A 24,958-nucleotide genomic window follows, 5' to 3' on the forward strand; every position below is an offset into this window, starting at 1 on the left:
AACTAAAAAATGTATAAATATCGAACTATTATGTTATAGTAATGACATCATTGAAAAAGCGATTAAATATTATTATTAATAAACTAATATTTATACATTTAATCAGCATCTTTAAAATATTTTAAGGAGCATTTATTTAACAATAACAACAAGAGGAGTAAAAAATGAAAACCCCACACAAAAATTTAATTACACTAATCAAAAACCGTAAATTGAAAAAAGCACAAGAACAAGTAAATAAACAATAACCGGTAGATTGGTGAAAAAAAATAAATTGAGATAAACCCCATAATTTGGGGTTTTTTTATAACTTAAAGTAGAATTAATCAAGATTATTATATTTGAAATATCAGGCTGTTGCTTTTTTCAAAACTTCATAAATTTGGTCTTTTAATTTTAATTTTTGTTTTTTCAAACTTTCAATTGTTTCAGATGTATCAACGGCAATACCCGCTTCAATATTTTTAATTTTTTGGTCAAGTTGATTGTGTTCTTCAAATAGTTTTTGAAAATGTAAATCAGTGTTTTTTAACTTAGAGATTAAATCACGATATTCTGGAAACATACTGCCCCCTTACAAGATGAGTTAAAATAATAACAATAGCAGTTATTACTATTTCAGCTTACAATATTCTTGATTGTTTTAATAGCAATTTTTGAACGGGAGATGTTTATGAGTGAAAAGATCGTTATTGCAAAAAGTGAAGGTAATGATTTATACATCCTTGCATCGTTGGCAAATCGCCATGGTTTAATAACTGGTGCGACAGGTACCGGTAAAACTGTAACCCTACAAAAGATAGCAGAAAATTTTTCGCAAATTGGTGTACCGGTTTTTCTTGCTGATGTTAAAGGTGACTTGACTGGCTTAGGAGAAAAAGGGGTACTATCTGACAAATTACAATCACGATTGGCAAATATAGGCGTAACTGATTGGCGCCCTGATTCATCACCTTTAGCGTTATGGGATGTTTTTGCTGAAAAAGGGATCCCAGTTCGTAGTACGGTTTCCGATATTGGTCCTATTTTATTGGCTAGATTATTAAATTTGAATGATGTTCAATCAGGCGTTTTACAACTTGTATTTAAAATAGCGGATGATAACGGTCTGTTATTGCTTGATTTTAAAGATTTACGCACCTTAATACAGTTTATTGGTGATAATGCTAAAAAATTTACCACGCAATATGGCAATATTAGTGCCTCATCAATCGGTGCAATACAACGAGGATTATTATCTCTTGAACAGCAAGGTGCCGAATTCTTCTTAGGCGAACCTATGTTAGATATTAACGATTTACTACAAGTTAATGAACAAGGTCGTGGCATTATCAATATTTTATCAGCAGATAAACTCTATAATTCGCCTAAACTATATTCAGTATTTTTATTATGGTTGTTATCTGAATTGTTTGAGCATTTACCGGAAGTTGGCGATCTTGATAAACCGAAACTGGTATTCTTTTTTGATGAAGCTCATTTATTATTTAATGATATTTCTCCAGCTTTATTAGAAAAAATCGAACAAGTTGTTCGTCTTATTCGCTCTAAAGGTGTTGGTATCTATTTTGCTACACAAAGTCCAACCGATATTCCTGAAACTATTCTCGGCCAACTAGGTAATCGCGTTCAACATGCATTACGAGCTTTTACACCAAAGGATCAAAAAGCGGTTAAAGTAGCAGCGCAAACCATGCGTGCCAATCCAAACTTTGATACAGAAAAAGCGATAATGGAGCTTGGAGTTGGTGAGGCATTAATTTCATTTTTAGATGAAAAAGGGCGTCCTAATGTAGTACAAAGAGGGATGGTGATTGCCCCAGAATCAAAAATGGGAACCATGGCTTTAGAAGATCAATTAGCAATAATTCATCAATCTCGCTTTTATTCTAAATATTCAGACACTATAGATCGTGAATCAGCTTATGAAAAACTTAAACGAGGTTTTACTATCAATACAGTAAATGACCAAAATCCAGCAGAAAGCAATTCAACACCAAGCTCTACAAATCAAAACGAGCACGGTGGTGTAATGGATTTTTTAAGTTCAATTTTTTTGGGCAGGACAGGATCAAAAGGTGGACAACATGACGGGATAGTTCAATCCGTTGCCAAAAGTGCAACTAGACAAGTGGTTAATCAAATAGGCAGACAAATTACTCGAGGAATATTGGGTGGTTTTAAAAAGTAAGCTTAATTAACAACAAATAAACTAATAAAACAATAAGGAGTTATAGATGTTAAAATTGTTTATTGAATGGTACAAAAAACGCTTTAGCGATCCTCATGTGGTATCGTTACTGTTTGTTATCATTGTGTTATTTTTTATCATCTATTTCTTCAACAAAATTTTACTGCCTATCTTAATTGCTATTGTTCTATCTTATTTACTTGATAGACCGGTTAATTATTTACAACGCAAAAAGGTTCCTCATACATTAGCCGTCGTGATTGTACTGTTACTATTTATGTTTGTCGGATTAACCGCCATTATGATTTTATTACCTTTAATTTGGCAACAAAGTGTTAGCTTAATCACTAATATTCCTAATATGTTGAATTTTGCAAATAAATTTATTACATCTTTACCAGAACACTATCCTGAATTAATTGATGTTGGTCTATTCGATTCAATAATTCAGAGTATAACCAGTAGAGTTGTGCAAACAGGCAATTCACTATTACAGTTTTCAATTAGTTCTTTATTTAGTTTAGTATCAGTCGCCATTAATGCAGTATTAGTGCCAATTATTATGTTCTTCTTATTGAAAGATAAAGCGAAAATATGGGGTTACTGTTCTAAGGCATTACCGAAGAATCGTACCATATTAAATAAAGTCGCCTCTGAAATGGATATGCAAATTTCCAATTATATAGTCGGTAATGTTTTACATATTGTTATATTAAGTATCTGTGTTTATATCCCATTTTGGTATTTTGGTTTAGATTATGGCTTATTATTAGCTGTTTTAGTTGGACTTTCCGTACTGATCCCTTATATTGGTATTATTATCTCTAGTATTCCGGTGGTGTTAATCGCACTCTTTCAATGGGGCTTCACGGCACAATTTGGTTATTTAATTTTCTTCTATATTCTAATTCAAGCCCTTGATGGTAATTTATTAGTTCCCTATCTGTTTTCTGAAAAACTCAATCTTCATCCATTGGTGATTATTGTTGCTGTCATTATATTTGGCGGCTTATGGGGATTTTGGGGGGTATTTTTTGCCATACCGCTTGCGACATTAGTTAAAGCCATTATTAATGCATGGCCAAATCTTGAAGAGATAAATAATATAAAAAACGAAAAAAAAGCCGATTAATCAAATAATCGGCTTTAGTTAAAAATTAACAATGGTTTTTAAGATAATCTAAAACCACGGTATGATGATTGGCGGTTTTGAAATCATCGAAAACTTTTTCGATCTTACCATCTTTACCAATCAAGAAACTTATGCGATGAATTCCGTCATAAGTTTTTCCCATAAATTCTTTTTCACCCCAAACGCCAAAAGCGTCACAAGTTTTATGATCTTCATCGGAAAGTAGGGTAAAATTTAATAATTCTTTATCAACAAAACGTGATAATTTTTCTGGTTTATCTGTACTAATACCAATAACAACTACATTATATTTTTTAAAATCGTCAGCACTATCACGTAAATTACACGCTTGTACTGTACAACCTGGTGTCATAGCTTTTGGGTAAAAATAGAGCAAAATTCGCTGACCTTCAAAATCATTGGAACTTACTAGTTCACCATCTTGGTCAGGTAGAGAAAATTGAGGTGCTTCTTCACCTTCTTTTATCGGATTAACCATAAATTTATTACCTATGTTTTAGTTTAAAATTTTAATCGCTATGGGTATAAATTACTTTATTTTATCAACTTAACTTAAATTTTTAAAAAAATGACTAGCTACATCAATCGTATGATTGATTTCTTTATCTGTGTGCCTAAGTGACATGAAACCTGCTTCGAAAGCGGATGGTGCAAAATAAACACCTTCAGCGAGCATATGATGATAGAATTTTTTGAATAATTCAATATCACAATTCATAACATCTTTATAACTGCTCACTTCTACAGCATTTGTAAAGAAAAAACCAAACATAGCTCCGGCATGATTGACAATAAAAGGAACATTAAAACGTTTTGCAGCAGATAACAGGCCATTAACTAAGTAACAAGTTTTCTCTTCTAATTCCTGATAAATACCAACATCCATCAATTTTTTCAAAGTAGTATAACCGGCCGCCATTGCAACTGGATTACCAGAAAGTGTACCTGCCTGATAAATTGGGCCAGTTGGTGCTAATTTTTGCATTATTTCCGAACGACCACCAAAAGCGCCTACAGGCATTCCGCCTCCAATGATTTTACCTAAACAAGTTAAATCTGGGACAACGCCATAGTATTCTTGAGCACCACCTAAAGCAACTCTAAAACCTGTCATTACTTCATCAATAATAAGTAATGCACCATAATTATCGCATAAGCTTCTTAATCCTTGTAAAAACGCTTTTTTAGCTGGTACACAATTCATATTACCAGCAACTGGTTCAATAATTATTGCCGCTATCTCGTTGGGATACAGCTCAAATTGTTTTTTGACGGACTCTAAATCGTTATAATCGCAAACTAAAGTGTTTTTAACAAAATCTTCAGGAACACCAGGTGAAGTAGGGTGACCAAAAGTTAGTGCTCCTGAACCAGCCTTAACTAATAAATAATCCGCATGACCATGATAACAGCCCTCAAATTTAATAATTTTGTCACGGCCGGTATAACCTCGAGCAAGACGAATAGCACTCATGGTTGCTTCAGTACCTGAATTTACCATACGCAACATCTCAATAGATGGCATCAGCTCAGTCACTAGATTAGCCATTTTAGTTTCAATCTCAGTTGGTGCACCATAACTTAATCCATTACGTACCGCATTAATAACAGCATCGGCAACATCAGGGTCATTATGACCTAAAATCATCGGCCCCCACGATAAAACATAATCAACATAAGCTTTTTGATCAACATCATAAATATAAGCACCATCAGCCCTTTCGATAAATAATGGTGTACCACCAACGCCATTAAAGGCTCGTACAGGTGAGTTAACGCCACCAGGCATAAAAGCTAATGCTTCACGGTAAAGTTTTTCAGATTTAAATGTATGCATAATCGAGATTATCTCTATAGGTAAGGTAGTGGTATTTATTCACAAAATTAAGTTAAATTCAAGCTAGCTAACGCAAATTTATCTAATCGACGTTTTCGCTTTGTATTTTCTTTTTTCAAGGGTATATAATATAACAGTAATAAAAGTAGGAGAATAAAATGAGCGATGCGTTACCAATTAACTTTACTGATGCAGCAGCAAATAAAGTTAAATCTCTAGTAACAGAAGAAGAAAATCCGAATCTAAAATTGAGAGTCTATATAACTGGTGGTGGTTGTAGTGGCTTTCAGTATGGTTTCACATTTGATGAAAAAGTAAATGAAGACGATCTCGCTATTGAAAAAAATGGTGTGTCTTTGATTATCGACCCAATGAGCCTGCAATATTTAGTTGGTGGTACCATAGATTATATTGAAGGTTTACAAGGTTCACGGTTTGTCGTTGATAATCCGAATGCAACTACTACTTGTGGTTGTGGTTCTTCTTTTAGTGTTTAATTTAAGTCAGATTATTAATCAAAATTTTGATTTTTAATCCTAGAAAAACTGAATTTTAAGGGAATTGATTAAAAATTCCCTTAAATGTGACAAACATTGAGCAATTAGACAATTATTTTAAATTTTCTATTGACGTAAAAATTAAGATCGGTAAAATGCACAGCATCCAAAACGCAGTTACCTTTCGGAACTAAGTTTTGCGCCCGGGTGGTGAAATCGGTAGACACAAGGGATTTAAAATCCCTCGGCCTTTTTGGCCGTGCGAGTTCAAGTCTCGCCCCGGGCACCATTTAAAACACTTCTCATGCGGGAATAGCTCAGTTGGTAGAGCGCAACCTTGCCAAGGTTGAGGTCGCGAGTTCGAACCTCGTTTCCCGCTCCAATTTCAAATATCAAAAAATTCAATAATAAAGAAATATTTCAGTTATTTTATCCAACATTTTCCTCTAAAAGATTATCAACATATTGTTAATTCTATAATATTGGTGTGAATAGCTTCGATTCTACAATCATATTGGACTAGTAATTCTCAATTTTTGCTTATATTTAAACATAAAAAGTTCTCTAACAAGGCGATTCTATTATTTTAATATCGTCTATGAACGTTAATTATTCTGCAATTAATCTTCTCTAAGTTCTAGATGAACAATCAATATCAAGCTCAATCTAGATAAATTTGACTGACTTGACCTTTTGTTTGTAACAATAAAATTCTTAGTCAGTATCTCCGATTATCTATTTTTTATTTTTACGAGTCACATTTTGTTTTTTATTTGTTTTTTCTCAACAAAAAGTAATCCCAATAATCATTGTCTAATATCAAGGCCTTCGTATAATCAAATTGAAATGGATTTTGTAAAAGGAGAAAACCTTTGTTAACTAAACTTATCAAAGCTTCTTATATTCAACTTGATATTGAGGCTAGTAGCTTTGAGGAAGCAATAGAATTAGCGATGTCACCATTAGTTATTGATGAAGCTGTTACGACAGATTACGTCGATAAAGTTATCTCTATATTAAGAGAAATTGGTCCTTATATTGTCATTACCAAAAATATTGCTATTCCTCATGCTCCATCAGATTCTGGCGCTAAAAAACTTGCTATAGGATTTACCAGACTGAAGAACGCTATCGTTTCAGGAAATTCGGCCAATGACCCAGTCAAGTTTTTGTTCAGCTTAAGTTCACCAACGGGAGATGATCATTTATCCGCATTATCAGAATTAGCATCTTTGTTTAGTGATGAGAAATTTTTGGCTTTTATACAAGATGTGAAAAAACCGCACGATTTTATAGATTTTTTAGAAAACTTTGAAAGGAGTATAGAAAATGATTAAAGCATTAGTTGCCTGCCGTGCAGGAGTTGGGTCAAGTTTAATGTTAAAAATTAAATTGAATGAAGTCATCAAAGAAAATGCCTTTCCAATTGCCCTTGAACACTCTTCATTAGATGGTGTTCCTGGATTTAATGGTAAATATATCATTACGTTACCTGACGTTGCCGAAGATTTAGAAAAGAAGAATCTTCCACAACGTATTATCGGAATCAAAAATATTATGGATAAAAATGAAATAAAAGAAAAATTAGAGCTTGCTCTTAAAGAAGATGGATTAATTTAATTGAGAAGAGGTCTAAAATGGATTTTATAATTAGTTTTCTTAGCACTCCAGCTGTTTTACTCGGCGTAGTTGCGTTTGTTGGCTTATTAGCCCAAAAGAAACAGTTGGTAGAAGTTTTTACTGGCACATTTAAAACAACCATTGGTTTTTTAATTTTTAGTGCTGGTGGAGCTCTTATGACAGGTGCTCTACAAAATTTTAATAAATTATTTCAAGAAGGTTTCCATATTGTTGGTATCGTTGCATCACCAGAAGCAGCTGCTGGTATGGCGCAAACAGAATATGCTTTAGTGACTTCTGTTACGCTAATATTGGGTTTTGCAATGAATTTGGTTTTTGCCAGAATCACTCCATTTAAAAATATCTTCTTCACCACTGGTCATAGTCTATTCTTTGCTTGTGTATTATCACTAATCCTAAAATCTTATGGTTTATCTAATACTGCAGCAATTTTAATCGGTGGAACGATTTTAGGTTTCGCGTCAAGTGCATTGCCACAATTATGTCAACCATTTATGCGAAGAATTACTGGCAGTGATGTTCAAGCAATCGGTCATTTTAATATGTTTGGATATGCACTTTCTGGTTTATTAGGTAAGGTATTTAGCAAATATAGCGATAAAACAACAGAAGATATTCATTTTCCTAAATGGTTATCTTTCTTCCGAGATTTTTTAATGGGCGTTGCAGTTGTTATGCTCGTCTTGTTCTATATTTCAGCATTTAAAGCAGGTGAGACCTTTACTCAAGGATTAGCTGGTAAAGTACATTGGTTAGTATTTCCTTTCATTCAAGCATTTACTTTTACTGCAGGAATGTCAATTTTAATGACTGGTGTAAGAATGTTCTTAGCAGAAATCACCTCTGCATTCGTCTCTATTTCTGAAAAATTCATTCCAAACTCACGTCCTGCGTTGGATGTCCCAACTGTATTTCCTTTTGCGCCAACTGCTGTAATTATCGGTTTCCTTTGTTCTTATGCTGCTGGTTTAGTTGGTGTAACCATAATGGTTGCATTGGATTTTCCAGTTGTCATTATTCCTGCTGCTCATATCTGTTTCTTCTCTGGTGGTACCGCAGGTGTATTTGGTAATTCAACAGGTGGCTGGCGTGGCGCTATGTTAGGTTCTTTTGTGGTTGGACTCTTGTTAGCCTTTTTACCTACCGTTTTATATCCGATATTTGGCAATATGGGAATAGAAGGCTCAACCTTCCCAAATATTGACTACAACGTTGTGGGTATTTTATTGGAAAAAATACTTCATTTCACCATGTAATGTATGAGGGTTTGATTAAAGATGATTTGAAAAGTAATCATCTTTTTCAAACCATTGCGTAAGTAGAGGAATTGTATGTTAGAAAAATATATTGATTGTATCAAATCGGAATTGTCAGAATATATTAAATATATTGGTGAAGAAAATTTAAATAAAGCAAAGGATTTAATTATCAGCAAAAAAAATGAAGGCAGTCGGGTACATGTCACAGGAATCGGTAAACCTTCTTATGTTGCTCATTATATCGCTTCGTTATTCTCATCAATAGGAATACCTGCTTATTTTTTAGATGGAACTGAAACTATTCATGGTTCGGCAGGACAAGTTTTACCTGATGATATCGTGATTGCGATTTCCAATAGTGGTGAAACTGAAGAGTTAAAAAAAGCAATTTGTACTTTGCAAAAACTAGGTACAAAAATTATCGGTGTTGCTGGGAATAACAATTCTTGGTTAGCGCAGCATTGTGACATATTTTTATTTGCTGGAGTAAAACAAGAAGGGGACAACTTAAATAAACCTCCTCGAATATCAATACTTGCTGAAGTCATTATTTTGCAGTGTTTATCAATAAAACTTCAAGAATCCGTAGGTCTAACCGAAAATATGTATTATCAATGGCATCCAGGTGGCAGTTTAGGTGCTTCTATAAGAGGAGGAAAAGTATGTTAAATGGAATTATAACTGCAATGGTTACACCATTCGAATCCTCTGGAAATATTGATATTAAAGCAACAGAAATTTTAATTGAAAAATTAATTGCAAATGGTGTTCAAGGTATTTTTGTATTAGGAACCAATGGCGAATTTCATGTTATAGAAAATGATATGAAAATTAAATTTGCTAAAAAAGTTGTAGAGATAGTGGCTAACAGAGTTCCGGTTTATGCTGGCGCTGGTGGTAATTCTACTGACGAAGTCATTAAACTGGGTAAACAAATGATAGCTGTCGGGGTGGATGCGTTATCGGTAATTACGCCGTACTTTGTTTCATTAAAAGAAAATGAATTATATAATCATTATCAAATGATTGCCGAAAACCTTGCTATTCCAATAGTGCTTTATAATATACCTAAAAATACCGGAATTAATTTATCCTTTGAGCTAGTTTCTAAACTGTCTAAAATCAGTAATATCATTGGTATAAAAGATAGTAGTGGTGATATTAATAATATTGCTGGCTATATAGATAATACATCTCGAGATGAGTTTTCGGTTCTTTCTGGTTCTGACTCCCTTATTCTTAAAGCATTGAAAATAGGTGCTACTGGTGCTATTTCAGCTACATCTAATTTACTAACCACCAACAATGTTGAAATATATAAGCAATTTATTGCCGGTAATTTAGATAAAGCTGAACAATGGCAACAATCTCTTGAAGAATTTCGCCGGATTTTAAAATATGCTTCCATTCCTTCTGTTCTTAAACAAAGTTTATCTTTATCTGGTATTGAAGTTGGCGTACCTCGATTACCTGTCTTACCTGTCACGAATCCAAATGATAACCAAGACATAGTCAATACGATAAAGAACTATTATCACTTATAAATAGAGCGGGGGAATTATCATGTTTAAAACCAATATACTTACTCGGTTAGAACAAAGTAAATTTTTAGTGATAGCTAGAGTTGAAACATTCAAAAGAGCACAAGAAATCATTGAGGGTATTTTAGCCGGTGGTATTGATTGTGTAGAAATTAGTTACACAAACAATAACGCTGGGCAAATAATTCAGCAACTTAACCAAGAATACGGTGACAAAATTCTAGTTGGTGCAGGGACAGTACTGGATAGTGAAACCGCCCGATTAGCAATTCTTGCTGGCGCCAAATTTATCATAGCACCTAATTATAGTGAAGCAGTCTGCAAAATTTGCAATCGTTATCAAATCCCCTATATGCCCGGTTGTACCACCATGACAGAAATTGTCACAGCTTTAGAGAATGGTGCGGCTATGATCAAAGCTTTTCCTATTTCAAATTATTATGGCAAATCTCTAGTTAATATCATTAAAACACCGATGCCTTATGTGCCTATTATGTCTTCGGGTGGCGTTACGTTAGAAAATGTTGATGATTGGCTCAATACGGATATTGAATGTATTGGTATTGGTTCCTTATTAACTAAAGGATCGATTGAGGAAATAAGTAAAAATGCAATTAGCCTTGCAAATGCATTAAAGAAATATAAGGAAAAACATCCGTGATATTACTAATAAATTATGTAATTCATTGATATTTTTAGTAAGGAAGAAGGTATGATTGACTTAAATTCAAAGAAAATTATCCTCACTTTGATTGAAAAATCTTGTGATCAGGAGTATTTATTGAATTTATTGAATATAACTAAACGACAATTACATTATTCAATTTTAAAAATTAATGCATACCTCTCTTCAAATGAACAAAGTGTGGTTGTGCAAAATGCTCTGTATTACTCTTTGCCTGATAAAAGTAAAGCGTTTCTAATTAAGAATTTAATTAACGGAAAAATTGGCAAAAATTATATTTTTTCAACAGAGGAAAGACAAAAATATATTTTTTTAATGTTGCTCTATCACGTAAATACTTATCTTTCTTCATTACATTTTTTATCAGCATTAAATATTAGTAAAACAACTTTAAATAATGATATCAAACAACTAGAACTTTTATTAAGTTCCGAAGACATTTTAATCACTTATACTAGAGAAAAAGGTTATTCGTTGGTTGGAGATGAATTATCGATCCGTAATTTTTTTCTCAGAAATTTACTCAAAGATTTATCCAATAATTTAGATGATACATTCCTATATGATCTTTTCTTAAACCAAGAGAAGGTTGACTACCTTGATATCAAAAACGATATCAATGAAATTATGCTAAAAAATGAAATTTTATTAGGTGAAAAGCGGAAAAAAGAATTTATCTATACAGTGATATTCCTATTGCCAAGAATGACTAAAAAACTGGAATATATTCCTGTTATTTCAATGCCAAATAAAATCATAATAAAGTTGAAAGAGTATCATATATCATCAGAATTGCTGAAATTATATAAAATAGATGATAACAGTTATGAAGTGCAATACTTAACTTCTCTACTACTGGGCAATTCGGTAGGGAATCGTGATATCAAGACAGTAGATCAGGAGCTGATTTTAAATATTGTACAAATTATTCTATCGAGATTTGAGCAGCTTTTAGGCATAAAATTTGATAACAATGATGATATTTCGAAAAAACTCTATAGCCATTTTAGACCCGCGTATTACCGAATACTTTTTCGTTTGCCAATCATTAATCCAATTTTAGATAAAGTAAAAGAAGAGTTTAATAAACTATTTATGATAGTAAAAGAAACCTTAAAAGTTATCTATCCGATCATTAATAATGATATTCCAGATGATGAAATATCTTTTTTAACCATCTATTTTGCGGCAATTCTAGACGAAAATAAAATATCAACTAATCAGCAAATCGTTGCCGTAATTATTTGTCAAAATGGTATTGGCAGTTCTTCAATTGTCTATAATAGATTAAAGTTTCTTTTCCCTGATTTTCTATTTTTAGGGCCAATGGAAACTGCAGAAGCCTTAGAGCTGACCAATTTTTTCGATATAATCTTTAGTACTGTAAATAATTTGGTTTTTTATAACCAAAATAAACCGTTTTTTATCGTATCGCCAATCATGTCCGATGAAGAAGAGTATTTATTGCTGGAACGCGTTTATTCGCAAATTAACTCTTATTTGACCTATCCAAAAATAACTGATTTGCTCGATATTTTTAAAAAATACGGTACAATTTCCAATGAAAATGGTATTAAAAAAGAGCTTTATCAGTATTTTTATAAAACAGATAAAAATACCACCATAGAAAATCAAAGTTTAGGCATTCGCCATTTGATCCAAGAAGATTTGATTCAAATAAATGTCTCTGCTAATGATTGGCAAAGTGCCTTATTTACAGCTGCATTGCCATTATTACAAAAGAACTATATCAACCGAAGTTACATAGAGAAAATTATTGAAAATGTTAATTCAAATAGAACCAGTTTTTTGATAACCAAAAATGTCTCTCTTGCTCATGCTAAACCAGAAGATGGTGTTAACTCTCTGTCGTTAAGTATAACAGTATTGAAAAAACCAATTATTTTTAAGAATGATAAAATTCCTACGCAATATATTTTTACTTTAGCAGCAGTTAATAAGACTAGCCATATTAACGCAATGTCAGAGCTGGTTGCTTTGCTTGAAATGCCTGATTTTTATGAAATATTAAACACTGCAACACAAGCAAAGGAGATCCTGACATTTATAAAATCTCGATTTCCTTAAATAATTCAATAAAAGTATGCATGATAAGCATACTTTCTATAAGGACTCTAGTAAGTCACGATTATTGGTGTACAAAAAGTCCTACTTTGAGTTAAAACTTCCTTTGTTATATTACGCAAAATTTGACGTATCAGTGGCGCAACCCCTTAAACGATGACTATCTGGATCATTAGCAACAAACATATAACCAAAATCGAGCATTTGTTACTCAAATCGGAGACGGAGACGATTTTTATGTTATGGTCGATGATGTCAATTATTATAGATCGTTAATTTACGATTATTTATCAGACATACATCAACCCTATTTAATTAAGCATGATGATACAACTTTTTTTTATAAACAAAAAAATGGTGAATTACGACAAATACAAAATAACAATTCGAATTCGTTTTGGTGGGCGTTGTTATATAATCATGAAAATAGAAAATACCGAATTGTTGATCTTATTGATTTTAAAGAAGAGTATGAAAAATTCATGATTAACAATTAATTTAGAATATGCTATAAAAACAGTTAAATAAGGACATATCAAGATGATATTGGATAATTAGGATTTATTTATGAGAATATTAGGTTACAGTTTTACTCTTTTAGCAACAGTAATATCATTAACTGGTTGTATTTATGGGGATATAGATAAAAGACAGCGAGACTTTATAACTATTGAGGCGGCCAGATATTGTGAAGCTAATCATTATTCATATTGTGAAATTTATGCACAATGTTATAGAGATTTTTTAGAGCAAATGCCAGCAATGACAGATTCTTTATCAGCGTTTTGGGGTATGTCTAGAGATTATCTTGATGATAAAGAAGCCCCAAAAGAAATGGATAATATTTACGCTCAAATAAAAGATAATGAAAAAAAAGGTAGAGAAGATTTAAGTTTAGATTATAGTTATCTATTATTTCCGCATAATAGATGTTCATCGATTATTAATGCTAAACAGTATGATATTAGTAATTATCAAGAAGCGATCGATAAAGGGATAAAAAGCTATAAACTCTATAATGAATAAAATGTTTTAGGATTTTCTCAATAGAGCCCGGAAAGTAATAGATATAAATTAAATTATAAAATTATACATATTTGTTGGCTAATAAAAATTAGGGAAATAACTGTTTTCATCCTTTGGGCAAAGAATGAAAATTTAAACGGAGATTAAAATGAATATATTAAGGTGTAAAATTGTTATTCTAGCACCATTGTTATTACTTAGTGCATGTAGTTCAAATTATGAAAAGTTAGAGGAAAAAGCTGGAATTGAGATTAAGGATAAATTGACTAAATCTTGTCAGGCTAACAATTATTCTTACTGTGAAATCTATGGCAAATGCTATATCAATATTTTCAATCAATTGAATGAAAGCGCGCAATATACACTCAAATTACTATCTAATATCATGCCGGAATCGGAACAAAATACGTTTAATATGCAGAAAAATCCAATGGATATCATCTACTCTAAATTAAAAGATAGTGAAGAAAAGAGTGATAAAAATTCTATTTTCAATTATAGCGTTATGTTATATCCTCATAATCAATGCTCCTCAATAATTAATGCTAAATCATATGATATTACTCGTCATCAATATCATATTGATAAAATGTTATACGAAAACAAAAGCAAAATAATAATGAAAAATTTAGATAGGTAATAGGAATTTTAATATAAAAAAGTATTAATATTATTTGAGTTGAACGCTTTAATTAGAAATCATTAACCAATCTAAAGCAACCAATGCTGGACGTTAGATTAATAATTGTGTTGATTATAATTACAGATCTTAAAAAAACTCCACAAAAATATCAAAAATTTGTTAGCAATTATACGATTAATTTAGGGTATGCTATAAAAGCAGTTAAATAAGGCCATATCAAGATGATATTGGATAATTAGGATTTATTTATGAGAATATTAGGTTACAGTTTTTCTCTTTTAGCAACAGTAATATTATTATCTGGTTGTATTTATGGGGATATAGATAAAAGACAACGAGACTCTATAACTATTGAGGCGGCCAGATATTGTGAAGCTAATCATTATTCATATTGTGAAATTTATGCACAATGTTATAGAGATTTTTTAGAGCAAATGCCAGCAAGAGCATATTCTTTATCAGCGTTTTGGGGTATGTCTAGAGATTATCTTGATGATAAAGAAGATCCCCCAAAAGCAATGGATAATATTTACGCTCAAATAAAAGATAATGAAAAAAAAGGTAGAAAAGATTTAAGTTTAGATTATAGTTATCTATTATTTCCGCATAATAGATGTTCATCGATTATTAATGCTAAACAGTATGATATTAGCAATTATCAAGAAGCGATCGATAAATGGATAAAAAGCTATAAACTCTATAATGAATAAAATGTTTTAGGATTCTCTCAATACTGCTTTGAAAATAATAGATATAAATTAAATTATAAAATTTTGCATATTTGTTGGCTAATAAAAATATGCAAAATAACTGCTTGCATCCTTTGAATAAGATTCGTTTTATATAATCAATAATTATTCGATATTATTTAGCTTAATTTGGATAATATTTTCAGTAAATTCTAATTTATTATTCACATTTATAACTACTTTAATAGCTATAAAATTGAGTATGTTTACCTATTAGTTACAAAGAAGATTGGTAATTAAAGCAAAACTATCATTAATCATCGCATCATAAAGTGTTTTATCATCTTTGTAGACAATACTAATATTAAGTAATCCTTCTAGTATTACCATTAATTGGTTCGTTAAAGTTATATGTTGTGGCGTTTGAGGAAGTTGTTGGCTAATGAGTTGACGAATAAATTCCTTATGTTCAATCGCTAGTTGCTTGATAGCCTGATCATGATGAAGCTCTTCGTTTGCTCTTATAAATAAACAGCCATTAAAATTATCTTGCTTAAACCAAGTTAGGTGCCATTTGAATATCTGAATGATTGCATCATTTTGGTCGAGATCTTTAATCGCCGTGCTAAGATCTTGTTGAAAGCGCAAATTCCTTATCTTCAAAACCTCAAAAATTAAGTTATCTTTATTACCAAAATGTTTATATAGCGTTGTTTTAGAGCAACCTGATTCGTCTCGTATCTCATCAACTCCGACATTTGCAAATCCTTTTTGATAAAAGAGTTGTTCAGCTGTATTCGCTATTAATTTAGGTGTTTTCTTCATTTTTGATCCAAAGAGTTTGATATATGAACAGATCTGTACTAATATAAAAGTGTACAGAGTTGTTCATTTTTGGTGTTGTACATATATTTTACTCATTTAATAGGATAAAAGAATAATGAAATCATTTTTTTTCAGCAAGGAAAAGTTACCGACAAAGCCTAAAAATATTGAATTATTGCAAAGCTTGATAGGTGGTTTTGTTTCTATATTGTGTCTTATTGGCTTAAGCCATTTAACTGGTTACACTTATATCATGGCGCCATTTGGGGCTAGTTGTGTGATATTGTTTGCCGTATCTCAGTCGCCATTAGCGCAACCAAGAAATGTTATCTTTGGCCATTTGATATCGGCTTTTGTTGGGCTAGTTTTTCTTAAACTATTCGGTAACGATATGATTGTTGCTGCGTCAGCCGTGGGGGTTGCAATTGTTGCAATGCAATATTTTCGAGCGGTGCATCCACCAGCCGGTGCTAATCCATTAGTTATTTTACTAACAGCGGATAGAATAGATTATGATTTTACTTTTCTTTTATTTCCGGTGTTGTCTGGTGCAGTAATATTAGTTGCTATTGCTTATATAATTAATAATCTTTTCAACAAAACTCATTGGCCAATTTATTGGTTGGCATTGTTCAGTAGTAAAAAAGAGTCTTAATCTATTGTTAGTGAACAGAAGACTACTCAAATTTAAACAACTTAGTTTGTTGATCTAAGTAGGTAAGTAAATCTGGCATGCGATGTTTGCCTGCCATCGATTTAATGTCTTGTGCTGCTTTGGTTAATGCTGTTCCTAATGACGTGACATATAACGGCTTATTACTTTGGCCGCGTGTCACTTCTATCACATATTGACTATTATCAGCAAAGGACTTTTTAGCAACACCAATAATCGGTATCTTTTTATCAAGAGTTTGATATAGATGACCACCTAAACCAAGCTTACCGTCATTTAAATGGACATAACCGTCAACAATAATCGCATCAATTGTATTGAGATCGACGTGAGACAATAACGCTAATATGCATGGTAATTCACGTTGATAAAATTGGCCTGATTGATATGGGGCAACATTTGATTGGTAATCAGTGATAACGGATTTTATCTCCTTAATACTATCAGTAAATTGTTCAAACAAAATACCGACGGTTTTCGCTTTATCATCTAAATAGTAAACATCTATTGCAAGTATCATTTTTTTAAATTCCTTTTTAGAGTAGAATAGCACTGCTCTCATATATATCTCACTATTAAAAAACAATTTGTCGTTTGTTTCAAATAAATAAAAATTTAGTTCCTGATACATCTTGTTAACTGTTATTGATCCAATTACGCCAAAAACATTGGTCGTTTAAATTAGATCGACACTAGGAGGTTAGTAATGTATTTACTCGAAATGGCACCAAAATTTTTAGTTGCACTTATTATTTTACTTATTTATGTCAAATTATCTGGTAAAAGCCAAATAGCGCCGATGTCGCAATTAGATCAAGTTGGTAGCATGGTTATTGGTGCGTTGGTAGGGGGAACGTTACTCAATGCTAATGTTTCAGCGTGGGAATCAGCTGGCGCCGTAGCGATTTGGGCAGGACTGCTTATTTTAGTTCGATTCATCAAATCTAAAAACTCAAAATTACGCGATGCCATCGACGGTGAGCCAATACAACTAGTTAAAAATGGTCATCTACTCTCTGAAAATTTTATTAAAGCAAATCTACCGGTTAGAGATTTCGAAACATTGGTTAACATTCAAGGCATTTGTGCTTTTAGTGAATTAAAACAAGTTTGGTACGAATTAAATGGCTCTTTAACTATTATCAAAAAAGGCGATAAAGATATCGCGGTATTGGTGATTGAAAATGGGGCGATTAGTCAGGATAATCTTGAACAATTACATAAAAATGAAACTTGGCTTAAGCATGAAATTAAAAAACAAGGATATAAAGATATCAACGAGATCTTTTGTGCTGAATGGTTTGACGATAAATTATTGGTTTACCCTTACGATGACGTTCGGAAGTCAAAATCCGAGAGTAAAAAATAATAACTAAAAATGCAACATAAAAGGAGAGGGGCAAAACTCGGTGCCCCTCTTATTGGAAACTTATTATCGAAGTTGGCTATCTTTACTGCCACGACGGTTATATAACATGGCCGATTTTGCCAATTGCTTGTCAACTTCTTGCTGACACGCTAAACAGTATTGCACGCCCGGTAGAGCAAGTTGTCTTGCTTTTGCAATAGCATCGCCACATTCAACACAAAACTCAGCACTTGGTTTATCGTGTTTTAGTTGGCGTCTGGCAAGTTCAATAGCATCAATAATTGTGCTTTCGATTTGTTGGTTAACTGCATCATCAGATGCCCAGCCACTAGCCATTATTTCACCTCCTAAACAATTACATTAGATTAATAATATGGTGATTATTTGACCAGTTTCAAGTAATATAACCCCATATCTATCAAGCAAAAGTAAGTGTTGTGTTTTAAAATAAAGATCATTTCTATTAATATCATTTAATTGGAGGTTTTTATGCAACAATATGAACAAGCAACATTTGCCGGTGGTTGTTTTTGGTGTATGGTAAAACCTTTCGACAAATATGAAGGAGTGATTAGTGTGATTTCTGGGTATACGGGAGGCCACACGGTAAATCCCACTTATCAACAAGTTTGCCAAGGCAATACTGGCCATACTGAAGCGGTACAGATAACCTTTGACCCAACTATGATCAGCTATAAAAAATTACTCGACATTTTTTGGCAACAAATAGATCCAACTGATTCACAAGGACAGTTTGCTGATCGGGGAGATTCTTATCGACCTGTAATTTTTTATCATAATAAATTTCAACAGCAGCAAGCAATCGCATCTAAACAAGCATTAGAAGAAAGTAAACGATTTAATCATCCAATTAATGTTGCTATAGAGCCGGCAACAACGTTTTATCCAGCTGAAGATTACCACCAAGATTACTATAAAAAACAACCCGAACATTACAATCGTTATTATCGCTTATCTGGACGAGCCAATTTTATTGCTGACAATTGGCAAGATAAGCCAGCAACAAAAAGTGAGTAAGCAATGCAAAGTTATCCGCAGTATAGCAATAAACAAAAATGGATCCATTGGTCATCAGCTTTGTTGATCGTGATTGTCACTTTACTGCTTTTAGCTAAAGTGACAATGTCGAATATTTTAGGCGGTATGCCAATTGTTTATTTATTGCATAAATCTTTGGGCGTTGTTGTTTGGCTATTAATGATATGGCTAATAATAGTAATTCGAGACCAAGGTGTACCTGATGTTTTACCTAAAGAGCAAAAACTACAACGGATATTGTCAAAATCTACTCAAGGATTTATCTATCTGTTACTGCTTATTGTGCCTTTATCGGGGTATTTGATGAGTGGGAGAGATCTTAATGTTTTTGGGTTAATATCTGTTCCGGCCATAGCTATGCCAAATTCAATACATCAAATGTTTCATTCAATGCATCTAATCACTGCTTACGCTTTAGCAATATTGGTTATTATTCATATATTAGGTGCGTTGTATCATTATTTTTGGCTTAAAGATAAAGTACTGCAATCAATGTTGGGCAGTAACGATTAACATAAATTTAAAATTGCTAATATTAATAGCATCTATAACGTAACGTGAGGCAGATAAATCATGAATAAATCAATGAAAGATAAGGCTATCGCAGCATTAACACCTATGCAATATCATGTTACTCAACAAAATGGCACTGAGCCCCCATTTGACAACCAATACAATGCCAACCATCGGGAAGGTATCTATGTTGATATTGTCTCAGGGGAACCTCTATTCACGTCATTAGATAAGTTTGATTCTGGCTGTGGTTGGCCAAGCTTCGCCAAACCGATTAATCAGCAACAAATTATAGAAAAAGAAGATAACAGTCACGGCATGAACCGGATAGAAGTGCGTTCATCAGAGGCTGACTCCCATCTTGGTCATGTATTCACTGATGGCCCTGCAGCGTTAGGTGGATTACGTTATTGTATTAATTCTGCTGCATTGAAATTTATCCCAAAAGAAGAACTTGAAACGCAGGGTTATGGTGAATATTTAAGGTTGTTTAACTAAATTAATTTAATGAATCGCTACTTAAAATTAACAAATATATGAGTAGATTTTTCTATATTTGCTGCGAACGTTTTACTTGATTGATATGAAAGATAATATTGGCATATCTCAGATCATCGTATATGCCAATACCATTTTTAATCAGCAATGATAATTTTCATAAATAAGCTAATTCTTGCGCTTAAATAAAATATAGCTAATTAATAAAAATACTAAGCTGGTTAGCATTGAACCTACAATAGGATAGATCCCCATTACAATACTGACTTGAGCAAAAAGATTATCGGCAATATAGAAAATAAATCCAAAACTAATACCAATAATCACTCTAACCCCCATTGAAACACTACGTAATGGGCCAAAAATGAAAGATAAAGCCAAAAGTAACATCACCGCTACTGACACAGGCTTAATCAGTTTTTTCCAAAATAATAGGTCATAATATTTGGTATCTTGCCCAGAATCTTTCAAATACTGCGAATATTGGTATAAACCAGATGCAGATAGAGAGTCTGGATCAAAGGCGACAATACTTAATTTATCGGGAGTAATATTGGTTTTCCATTGCATTGTCAACGAATTGATACTCGTTATTTGTTCGGGATTGGTTAAGTCATTTTTTTCAATTTCTGACAGAGTCCAAACATTATTTTCAAAGACACCTCTGTTAGCATGGGTGATCGAAAGCAGTTTATTTTTATCTACGCTATAAATATCTATATTAGATATTGAACTGTCATTATCAACATGACCAATATAAACATAGTCATTACCATCTTTAGCCCATAAACTACCTTGCCGAGCTAATAATGAATTACCATAAAGTCTTTCTGAACGCATATTGCGAGCCGTTTGCTCACTAATTGGTGCAACCCATTCGCCAATGGCCATAGTTAAAATAACTAAAGGTAAGGCAGTTTTCATGACGGCTAAAGCAATTTTAAAGCGGCTAAAGCCCGATGTCTCCATGACAATTAGCTCACTGCGTGAGGCTAATATGCCTAAACCGATTAAACCTCCTAATAGAGCCGCCATAGGAAAAAATACTTCCAAATCTTTTGGCACCATAAGTAGAGAATAGAAACCAACGGAAAATGCATCATAATCTTCTTTTATTTTTCTGAGTTGATCTATAAAACGAATAATACCGGAAAGACTAATTAACAAAAATAAGCAAATTCCAATAGTATTTAAAATAGTTTTACCAATATAACGGTCTAAAATCGAAAACATCGTTTTCCCCTTATAATGCACTATATTTTAAACGAAGTTTACGCATAAATAAGTTATCCCAACAATTTAAGATTAAAGCTAGAATAAAATAACCCATATTAATGAGATAAAACCACAAAGCAGGATCTAGTCGGCCTTTGCCGGCATTAGCTCTAATCGAACTAGAAAGTAAAAAATAGACTAGATAAAGTAATAGTGCTGGTAAAATCTGTGCCAGTCTACCTTGCCTAGGATTTGAAACACTTAATGGGATGACTAAAAAAGCCATTAAAGGAACCGAAATAATTAGCGTCAAGCGCCAATAAAATTCTGCTCGGGTTTTCGCACTAGGATTCTGCAGTAATTCAAATAACCCTAATTGTTGCACATCAGCTTTATCATCATCAACATTTGTATCTAACTCTTTAGGTTTTATGATCCCCAAATAGTTATGAAAATTTGATATACGAAAATCTTTTAGCTGGGCAGTACCTTCATAACGATTAGCATCTTCAAGGGTAATAATTTGATTACCATCGGCGTCTTCGGCTGTTTTTCCTTTATTGGCAATAATGATAGAAGGGCGCTGATTATTTCTAGGATTGATCTGGGCAATAAATACATTGTCTAACTTATTGTTATCGACATTGCCAATATAAATGACTGAATTGCCATCCGGCGTTTGTTGAAATTGTCCTGCAAGTAGGCCGGCTAAACTTGGATTAATTTTTGCATTCTCAACTAATTGATCTTGTTTTACGCTTGACCAAGGGCCAAACCAAAGACTATTAAGTGCTGTTAACGTACATGTCATTACACAAAGTAAAAATACGACTTGATAGTTAAGTCTCTTTTTTACACCACAAGCATGCATCGCGACCATCTCGCTATCAGAATAAAGCCGGCCAAAGGTAACAAGCACACCTAAAAAAAGACTTAACGGCAAGATAAGATCAGCCATATTTGATACACCTAACACTAATAATGGCATAATCAAATCTCGAGGAATGCTACCATCGATTGCGCTGGATAAAATTTTTATTAATTTTTGAGAAAAGAAAATCAGCAATAATATAAACAATATTGCTCCTTGAGTTTTCATTGTCTCTTTAATTAAATATCGGCGAATTATCACGTTTTTACCTATCTATCCGTCTTATCAAATCCGACTATTATAATCCGATTTGCGCTATTTCGTTATCTTTTTGTTGCTATCGTTTAATGAACCGATAAAATGTTACTATTCACATTCAATATCTAACAAGAGAACCCTATGCAATACGCAATCAAAAATAGCCTTGTTATAACTAAACAAAAAGAAGAATGTTTAGTTATTACTGTCCAATCAGGCAAAACACAATCTAATTTAATCAAAGAGATAGATAACGTAAATAATGGTTTGATTAGCCAATTGATAAAATCAGGTGATATTAGTGGTGAGTTAGGTAAAACTACATTTTTATATTCATCGGCCAATGCTACCAAACAAAAAATATTAGTTGTAGGATGTGGTGAAGCGAAAAGTTTTGATTTAAATGCCGCTAAAAAAGTGATTCAAGCTACTATAAAAGAGCTAACTACCAAAAAAGTTAAAAATATTTGTTGGGATATTCTAACTCTCAATCCAGCTATAAGTGGTGAAATCGCTAAGCAATTACCACAAATTGTTAGTGAATTAACTTATTGTTTTGATGAGTTCAAATCAACAAAATCAGAACAACCGAGCCTACAAAAATTGACACTACTTTATGGCGACAAAAAGACAATCAACCAAGTTGAAGACCAATTATCGCAAGGGCAAATTATTGCCAAAGCTATTAGTAGCACAAAAAATATAGCTAACATGCCATCGAATGTCTGTAATGCTAAATACTTAGCTGAACAGGGTAAAAGTTTAGGTCAACAACATACTAATTTAAAAGTCACCTGTTTTGGCGAAAAAGAATTAGCAAAACTCAACATGAATGCTTATTTAGCTGTAGGGCGAGGATCTGCCAATGAATCAATTATGACGGTGATTGAATACCATGGCGCTAAAGACAAAAAAGCCCAGCCTTATGTATTAGTCGGTAAAGGGTTAACCTTCGATTCAGGCGGTATATCTATTAAACCTTCTGCTGGTATGGACGAAATGAAGTATGATATGTGCGGTGCTGCCACTGTCTTTGGCGTAATGCAAGCAGTTGCCGAGCTCAAATTGCCAATCAATGTCGTCGGTGTAATGGCTGGCTGTGAAAATATGCCCGATGGTAATGCTTATCGCCCAGGTGATATTTTAACGACCATGTCAGGTATTACTGTAGAAGTAATTAACACTGATGCTGAAGGCCGTTTAGTCTTATGTGATACCTTAACCTATGTTGAACGCTTCAAACCAAAAGCTGTCATTGATATTGCGACATTAACCGGTGCTTGTATTGTGGCTCTTGGTCACCATTACACAGGGGTAATGGGTAACAATTCACAATTGGTGGAACAACTTGTTAACTCATCAAATAAAGCCGGTGATAAAGCATGGTCTTTACCAATAGATAGTGACTTCCAAGAACAAATCAAATCGACTTGCGCTGATATTGTTAATGCTGGTGGTCGAGATGGCGGTACAATTACTGCTGCTTGTTTCTTATCTCGCTTTACTGAAAAATATCAATGGGCCCATCTTGATATTGCCGGTACAGCTTGGAAATCAGGTGCCAACAAAGGCGCGACAGGCCGACCGGTTGCCATGTTAATTCAATACTTACTTGATCAAAAATAAGTAGATAAACATCATGAAAAAAGTGATTTTCTATTTACTAGAAAACCCAACCCCAGCTAATGATGCTGGGGTATTATTTCAAGAAAAATTAGCCTGCGAAAAAATTGTCGAAGCATGGCACAGCAAACAGCGTGTGCTAGTTGCTTGTCAAGATCAAGCACAAGCCGAAAGAATCGACGAATATTTATGGCAGCTTGATACCGATGATTTTGTTCCACATAACCTTGCTGGTGAAGGATTAAAAGGTGGATCGCCAGTTGAAATCTGCTGGCCACAAAAGCGTAGTAGTGGTGCACGACATTTATTAATAAACCTACAACAACAATTTCCCGAATTTGCCGGTGTTTATCGTGACATTATCGATTTTGTTCCTGTCGACGAACAACAAAAATCGTTAGCAAGGGAAAGATATAAAGCTTATAAAGAAGCAGGATTTAATCTCAAAACTATTCCAATTACATGTCGATGACCCAAGTATCAAAAATTGACTTTAACCAATTAGTTTATCGAAATATGATAAAGCTAGTTTTTAAAGTAAATTCAGGATAAATACTGCGATTATTTTCAAAAAAAAATTTGAGGAACGGGGTTTTTAAGGCCTAAAATCCCCCTAAAGTTTCTTCGAAATAGGTTTTAAGTGAGTAATTAAGACATAATATTACATTCACCTTTACAAAAGTTAACAATTAAACCGTCAAAAAAAGTTGCATGGTTTTTTCCAATCACTATACTTTTATAACATATTTATACGAATGGATAAATTTTATGCCATTAGGCTTAAAATTTTAAATAAATCATAAAATT

General features: G+C 33.0%; 28 protein-coding genes and 2 tRNA genes. 22 read left to right on the forward strand and 8 right to left on the reverse strand.

Features of this window, described 5'->3' with window-relative positions; translation table 11 throughout:
• Positions 1-349: 349 nt before the first annotated feature.
• Entirely contained in the window at positions 350-565 is a 216-nt protein-coding gene (locus tag H3T83_RS09715; RefSeq protein ID WP_034903410.1) for a YdcH family protein, read from the reverse strand.
• 108 nt (positions 566-673) lie between these two features.
• On the opposite strand from H3T83_RS09715, the gene H3T83_RS09720 reads away from it, so the two are divergent.
• Positions 674-2,191, forward strand: a complete 1,518-nt coding sequence (locus H3T83_RS09720) for a helicase HerA-like C-terminal domain-containing protein (protein ID WP_110453305.1) — start codon at positions 674-676, stop codon at positions 2,189-2,191.
• A gap of 46 nt (positions 2,192-2,237) precedes the next feature.
• Positions 2,238-3,323, forward strand: a complete 1,086-nt coding sequence (locus tag H3T83_RS09725; RefSeq protein ID WP_198215651.1) for an AI-2E family transporter — start codon at positions 2,238-2,240, stop codon at positions 3,321-3,323.
• Positions 3,324-3,348: 25 nt separating this feature from the next.
• Here H3T83_RS09725 and bcp read toward each other — a convergent pair whose 3' ends face one another.
• The gene (bcp, locus tag H3T83_RS09730) at positions 3,349-3,822 is read right to left on the reverse strand and encodes a thioredoxin-dependent thiol peroxidase (protein WP_065578054.1); all 474 of its coding nucleotides are present in this window, start codon (positions 3,820-3,822) and stop codon (positions 3,349-3,351) included.
• 69 nt (positions 3,823-3,891) lie between these two features.
• The gene (hemL, locus tag H3T83_RS09735) at positions 3,892-5,181 is read right to left on the reverse strand and encodes a glutamate-1-semialdehyde 2,1-aminomutase (RefSeq protein ID WP_086362264.1); all 1,290 of its coding nucleotides are present in this window, start codon (positions 5,179-5,181) and stop codon (positions 3,892-3,894) included.
• A 158-nt stretch (positions 5,182-5,339) separates the two neighbouring features.
• Here hemL and erpA point away from each other — a divergent pair, with 158 nt between their 5' ends.
• The 13 genes from erpA to H3T83_RS09800 all read left to right on the forward strand — a co-directional run bounded on the left by erpA (position 5,340) and on the right by H3T83_RS09800 (position 15,268).
• On the forward strand, positions 5,340-5,678 hold the full coding sequence (gene erpA, locus H3T83_RS09740) for an iron-sulfur cluster insertion protein ErpA (RefSeq protein WP_034903395.1): 339 nt from the start codon (positions 5,340-5,342) through the stop codon (positions 5,676-5,678).
• 201 nt (positions 5,679-5,879) lie between these two features.
• Positions 5,880-5,967, forward strand: a tRNA-Leu gene (locus H3T83_RS09745).
• 17 nt (positions 5,968-5,984) lie between these two features.
• Positions 5,985-6,060: transfer RNA gene (locus tag H3T83_RS09750), tRNA-Gly, on the forward strand.
• 490 nt (positions 6,061-6,550) lie between these two features.
• Positions 6,551-7,015 (forward strand): PTS sugar transporter subunit IIA, encoded by a 465-nt coding sequence (locus tag H3T83_RS09755; RefSeq protein ID WP_065578056.1) that lies wholly within the window; start codon positions 6,551-6,553, stop codon positions 7,013-7,015.
• Positions 7,008-7,298, forward strand: coding sequence for a PTS sugar transporter subunit IIB (locus tag H3T83_RS09760; RefSeq protein WP_065578057.1), 291 nt, complete (start codon positions 7,008-7,010; stop codon positions 7,296-7,298). The genes H3T83_RS09755 and H3T83_RS09760 overlap by 8 nt, the downstream gene beginning before the upstream one ends.
• 17 nt (positions 7,299-7,315) lie before the next feature.
• Entirely contained in the window at positions 7,316-8,575 is a 1,260-nt protein-coding gene (locus H3T83_RS09765) for a PTS ascorbate transporter subunit IIC (RefSeq protein ID WP_065578058.1), read from the forward strand.
• Positions 8,576-8,650: 75 nt separating this feature from the next.
• Entirely contained in the window at positions 8,651-9,247 is a 597-nt protein-coding gene (locus tag H3T83_RS09770) for an SIS domain-containing protein (protein WP_065578059.1), read from the forward strand.
• Positions 9,241-10,122 (forward strand): 4-hydroxy-tetrahydrodipicolinate synthase, encoded by an 882-nt coding sequence (dapA, locus tag H3T83_RS09775; RefSeq protein WP_198215652.1) that lies wholly within the window; start codon positions 9,241-9,243, stop codon positions 10,120-10,122. Before H3T83_RS09770 ends, dapA begins: the two co-directional genes overlap by 7 nt.
• A gap of 19 nt (positions 10,123-10,141) precedes the next feature.
• A complete protein-coding gene (locus H3T83_RS09780) occupies positions 10,142-10,780 on the forward strand; it encodes a ketohydroxyglutarate aldolase (RefSeq protein WP_065578061.1) in 639 nt (212 codons plus the stop codon).
• Positions 10,781-10,831: 51 nt separating this feature from the next.
• The gene (locus H3T83_RS09785) at positions 10,832-12,892 is read left to right on the forward strand and encodes a BglG family transcription antiterminator (RefSeq protein ID WP_198215653.1); all 2,061 of its coding nucleotides are present in this window, start codon (positions 10,832-10,834) and stop codon (positions 12,890-12,892) included.
• Between the two features lie 564 nt (positions 12,893-13,456).
• On the forward strand, positions 13,457-13,915 hold the full coding sequence (locus tag H3T83_RS09790; protein WP_198215654.1) for a hypothetical protein: 459 nt from the start codon (positions 13,457-13,459) through the stop codon (positions 13,913-13,915).
• Positions 13,916-14,063: 148 nt separating this feature from the next.
• Positions 14,064-14,555: a hypothetical protein gene (locus H3T83_RS09795; protein WP_065578064.1), complete on the forward strand. Its 492-nt coding sequence runs from the start codon at positions 14,064-14,066 to the stop codon at positions 14,553-14,555.
• A 251-nt stretch (positions 14,556-14,806) separates the two neighbouring features.
• The gene (locus tag H3T83_RS09800) at positions 14,807-15,268 is read left to right on the forward strand and encodes a hypothetical protein (RefSeq protein ID WP_198215655.1); all 462 of its coding nucleotides are present in this window, start codon (positions 14,807-14,809) and stop codon (positions 15,266-15,268) included.
• Positions 15,269-15,520: 252 nt separating this feature from the next.
• Here H3T83_RS09800 and H3T83_RS09805 read toward each other — a convergent pair whose 3' ends face one another.
• A complete protein-coding gene (locus H3T83_RS09805; RefSeq protein WP_198215656.1) occupies positions 15,521-16,072 on the reverse strand; it encodes a TetR/AcrR family transcriptional regulator in 552 nt (183 codons plus the stop codon).
• 115 nt (positions 16,073-16,187) lie between these two features.
• Between H3T83_RS09805 and H3T83_RS09810 the strand changes: the two genes are divergently transcribed.
• The gene (locus tag H3T83_RS09810) at positions 16,188-16,727 is read left to right on the forward strand and encodes an HPP family protein (RefSeq protein ID WP_198215657.1); all 540 of its coding nucleotides are present in this window, start codon (positions 16,188-16,190) and stop codon (positions 16,725-16,727) included.
• A gap of 22 nt (positions 16,728-16,749) precedes the next feature.
• Here the strand turns inward: H3T83_RS09810 and H3T83_RS09815 are convergent, their stop codons facing one another.
• On the reverse strand, positions 16,750-17,307 hold the full coding sequence (locus H3T83_RS09815) for an endonuclease V (protein ID WP_370528033.1): 558 nt from the start codon (positions 17,305-17,307) through the stop codon (positions 16,750-16,752).
• Positions 17,308-17,451: 144 nt separating this feature from the next.
• On the opposite strand from H3T83_RS09815, the gene H3T83_RS09820 reads away from it, so the two are divergent.
• Positions 17,452-18,114 (forward strand): DUF421 domain-containing protein, encoded by a 663-nt coding sequence (locus H3T83_RS09820; RefSeq protein ID WP_110453312.1) that lies wholly within the window; start codon positions 17,452-17,454, stop codon positions 18,112-18,114.
• Between the two features lie 63 nt (positions 18,115-18,177).
• Here the strand turns inward: H3T83_RS09820 and H3T83_RS09825 are convergent, their stop codons facing one another.
• The gene (locus H3T83_RS09825; protein WP_065651942.1) at positions 18,178-18,450 is read right to left on the reverse strand and encodes a DksA/TraR family C4-type zinc finger protein; all 273 of its coding nucleotides are present in this window, start codon (positions 18,448-18,450) and stop codon (positions 18,178-18,180) included.
• Between the two features lie 153 nt (positions 18,451-18,603).
• On the opposite strand from H3T83_RS09825, the gene msrA reads away from it, so the two are divergent.
• The 3 genes from msrA (at position 18,604) to msrB (ending at position 20,184) form a co-directional block, all read left to right on the forward strand.
• A complete protein-coding gene (msrA, locus tag H3T83_RS09830) occupies positions 18,604-19,152 on the forward strand; it encodes a peptide-methionine (S)-S-oxide reductase MsrA (RefSeq protein WP_065578070.1) in 549 nt (182 codons plus the stop codon).
• Between the two features lie 3 nt (positions 19,153-19,155).
• Entirely contained in the window at positions 19,156-19,686 is a 531-nt protein-coding gene (locus H3T83_RS09835) for a cytochrome b (protein ID WP_198215659.1), read from the forward strand.
• Positions 19,687-19,758: 72 nt separating this feature from the next.
• A complete protein-coding gene (gene msrB / locus H3T83_RS09840; protein ID WP_370528035.1) occupies positions 19,759-20,184 on the forward strand; it encodes a peptide-methionine (R)-S-oxide reductase MsrB in 426 nt (141 codons plus the stop codon).
• Positions 20,185-20,352: 168 nt separating this feature from the next.
• On the opposite strand, the gene lptG is transcribed toward msrB, so the two are convergent.
• Positions 20,353-21,417, reverse strand: a complete 1,065-nt coding sequence (gene lptG / locus H3T83_RS09845; protein ID WP_086357330.1) for an LPS export ABC transporter permease LptG — start codon at positions 21,415-21,417, stop codon at positions 20,353-20,355.
• A 10-nt stretch (positions 21,418-21,427) separates the two neighbouring features.
• Entirely contained in the window at positions 21,428-22,531 is a 1,104-nt protein-coding gene (gene lptF, locus H3T83_RS09850) for an LPS export ABC transporter permease LptF (protein WP_034903211.1), read from the reverse strand.
• Positions 22,532-22,669: 138 nt separating this feature from the next.
• On the opposite strand from lptF, the gene H3T83_RS09855 reads away from it, so the two are divergent.
• Both H3T83_RS09855 and H3T83_RS09860 read left to right on the forward strand, forming a co-directional pair.
• Positions 22,670-24,154, forward strand: a complete 1,485-nt coding sequence (locus H3T83_RS09855; protein ID WP_198215661.1) for a leucyl aminopeptidase — start codon at positions 22,670-22,672, stop codon at positions 24,152-24,154.
• A gap of 13 nt (positions 24,155-24,167) precedes the next feature.
• Entirely contained in the window at positions 24,168-24,623 is a 456-nt protein-coding gene (locus H3T83_RS09860; protein WP_034903217.1) for a DNA polymerase III subunit chi, read from the forward strand.
• Positions 24,624-24,958: the final 335 nt, after the last annotated feature.

Source organism: Gilliamella sp. M0320 (genome assembly GCF_016101635.1).
GTDB lineage: Bacteria > Pseudomonadota > Gammaproteobacteria > Enterobacterales > Orbaceae > Gilliamella > Gilliamella apis.

Bases quoted from the DNA above. Each gene is read 5' to 3' on its own strand.
- H3T83_RS09715 (WP_034903410.1), bottom strand. From the start codon at position 565: ATGTTTCCAGAATATCGTGATTTAATCTCTAAGTTAAAAAACACTGAT.
- H3T83_RS09720 (WP_110453305.1), top strand. From the start codon at position 674: ATGAGTGAAAAGATCGTTATTGCAAAAAGTGAAGGTAATGATTTATAC.
- H3T83_RS09725 (WP_198215651.1), top strand. From the start codon at position 2,238: ATGTTAAAATTGTTTATTGAATGGTACAAAAAACGCTTTAGCGATCCT.
- bcp (WP_065578054.1), bottom strand. From the start codon at position 3,822: ATGGTTAATCCGATAAAAGAAGGTGAAGAAGCACCTCAATTTTCTCTA.
- hemL (WP_086362264.1), bottom strand. From the start codon at position 5,181: ATGCATACATTTAAATCTGAAAAACTTTACCGTGAAGCATTAGCTTTT.
- erpA (WP_034903395.1), top strand. From the start codon at position 5,340: ATGAGCGATGCGTTACCAATTAACTTTACTGATGCAGCAGCAAATAAA.
- H3T83_RS09760 (WP_065578057.1), top strand. From the start codon at position 7,008: ATGATTAAAGCATTAGTTGCCTGCCGTGCAGGAGTTGGGTCAAGTTTA.
- H3T83_RS09765 (WP_065578058.1), top strand. From the start codon at position 7,316: ATGGATTTTATAATTAGTTTTCTTAGCACTCCAGCTGTTTTACTCGGC.
- H3T83_RS09770 (WP_065578059.1), top strand. From the start codon at position 8,651: ATGTTAGAAAAATATATTGATTGTATCAAATCGGAATTGTCAGAATAT.
- dapA (WP_198215652.1), top strand. From the start codon at position 9,241: ATGTTAAATGGAATTATAACTGCAATGGTTACACCATTCGAATCCTCT.
- H3T83_RS09780 (WP_065578061.1), top strand. From the start codon at position 10,142: ATGTTTAAAACCAATATACTTACTCGGTTAGAACAAAGTAAATTTTTA.
- H3T83_RS09785 (WP_198215653.1), top strand. From the start codon at position 10,832: ATGATTGACTTAAATTCAAAGAAAATTATCCTCACTTTGATTGAAAAA.
- H3T83_RS09790 (WP_198215654.1), top strand. From the start codon at position 13,457: ATGAGAATATTAGGTTACAGTTTTACTCTTTTAGCAACAGTAATATCA.
- H3T83_RS09795 (WP_065578064.1), top strand. From the start codon at position 14,064: ATGAATATATTAAGGTGTAAAATTGTTATTCTAGCACCATTGTTATTA.
- H3T83_RS09800 (WP_198215655.1), top strand. From the start codon at position 14,807: ATGAGAATATTAGGTTACAGTTTTTCTCTTTTAGCAACAGTAATATTA.
- H3T83_RS09805 (WP_198215656.1), bottom strand. From the start codon at position 16,072: ATGAAGAAAACACCTAAATTAATAGCGAATACAGCTGAACAACTCTTT.
- H3T83_RS09810 (WP_198215657.1), top strand. From the start codon at position 16,188: ATGAAATCATTTTTTTTCAGCAAGGAAAAGTTACCGACAAAGCCTAAA.
- H3T83_RS09815 (WP_370528033.1), bottom strand. From the start codon at position 17,307: ATGAGAGCAGTGCTATTCTACTCTAAAAAGGAATTTAAAAAAATGATA.
- H3T83_RS09820 (WP_110453312.1), top strand. From the start codon at position 17,452: ATGTATTTACTCGAAATGGCACCAAAATTTTTAGTTGCACTTATTATT.
- H3T83_RS09825 (WP_065651942.1), bottom strand. From the start codon at position 18,450: ATGGCTAGTGGCTGGGCATCTGATGATGCAGTTAACCAACAAATCGAA.
- msrA (WP_065578070.1), top strand. From the start codon at position 18,604: ATGCAACAATATGAACAAGCAACATTTGCCGGTGGTTGTTTTTGGTGT.
- H3T83_RS09835 (WP_198215659.1), top strand. From the start codon at position 19,156: ATGCAAAGTTATCCGCAGTATAGCAATAAACAAAAATGGATCCATTGG.
- msrB (WP_370528035.1), top strand. From the start codon at position 19,759: ATGAAAGATAAGGCTATCGCAGCATTAACACCTATGCAATATCATGTT.
- lptG (WP_086357330.1), bottom strand. From the start codon at position 21,417: ATGTTTTCGATTTTAGACCGTTATATTGGTAAAACTATTTTAAATACT.
- H3T83_RS09855 (WP_198215661.1), top strand. From the start codon at position 22,670: ATGCAATACGCAATCAAAAATAGCCTTGTTATAACTAAACAAAAAGAA.
- H3T83_RS09860 (WP_034903217.1), top strand. From the start codon at position 24,168: ATGAAAAAAGTGATTTTCTATTTACTAGAAAACCCAACCCCAGCTAAT.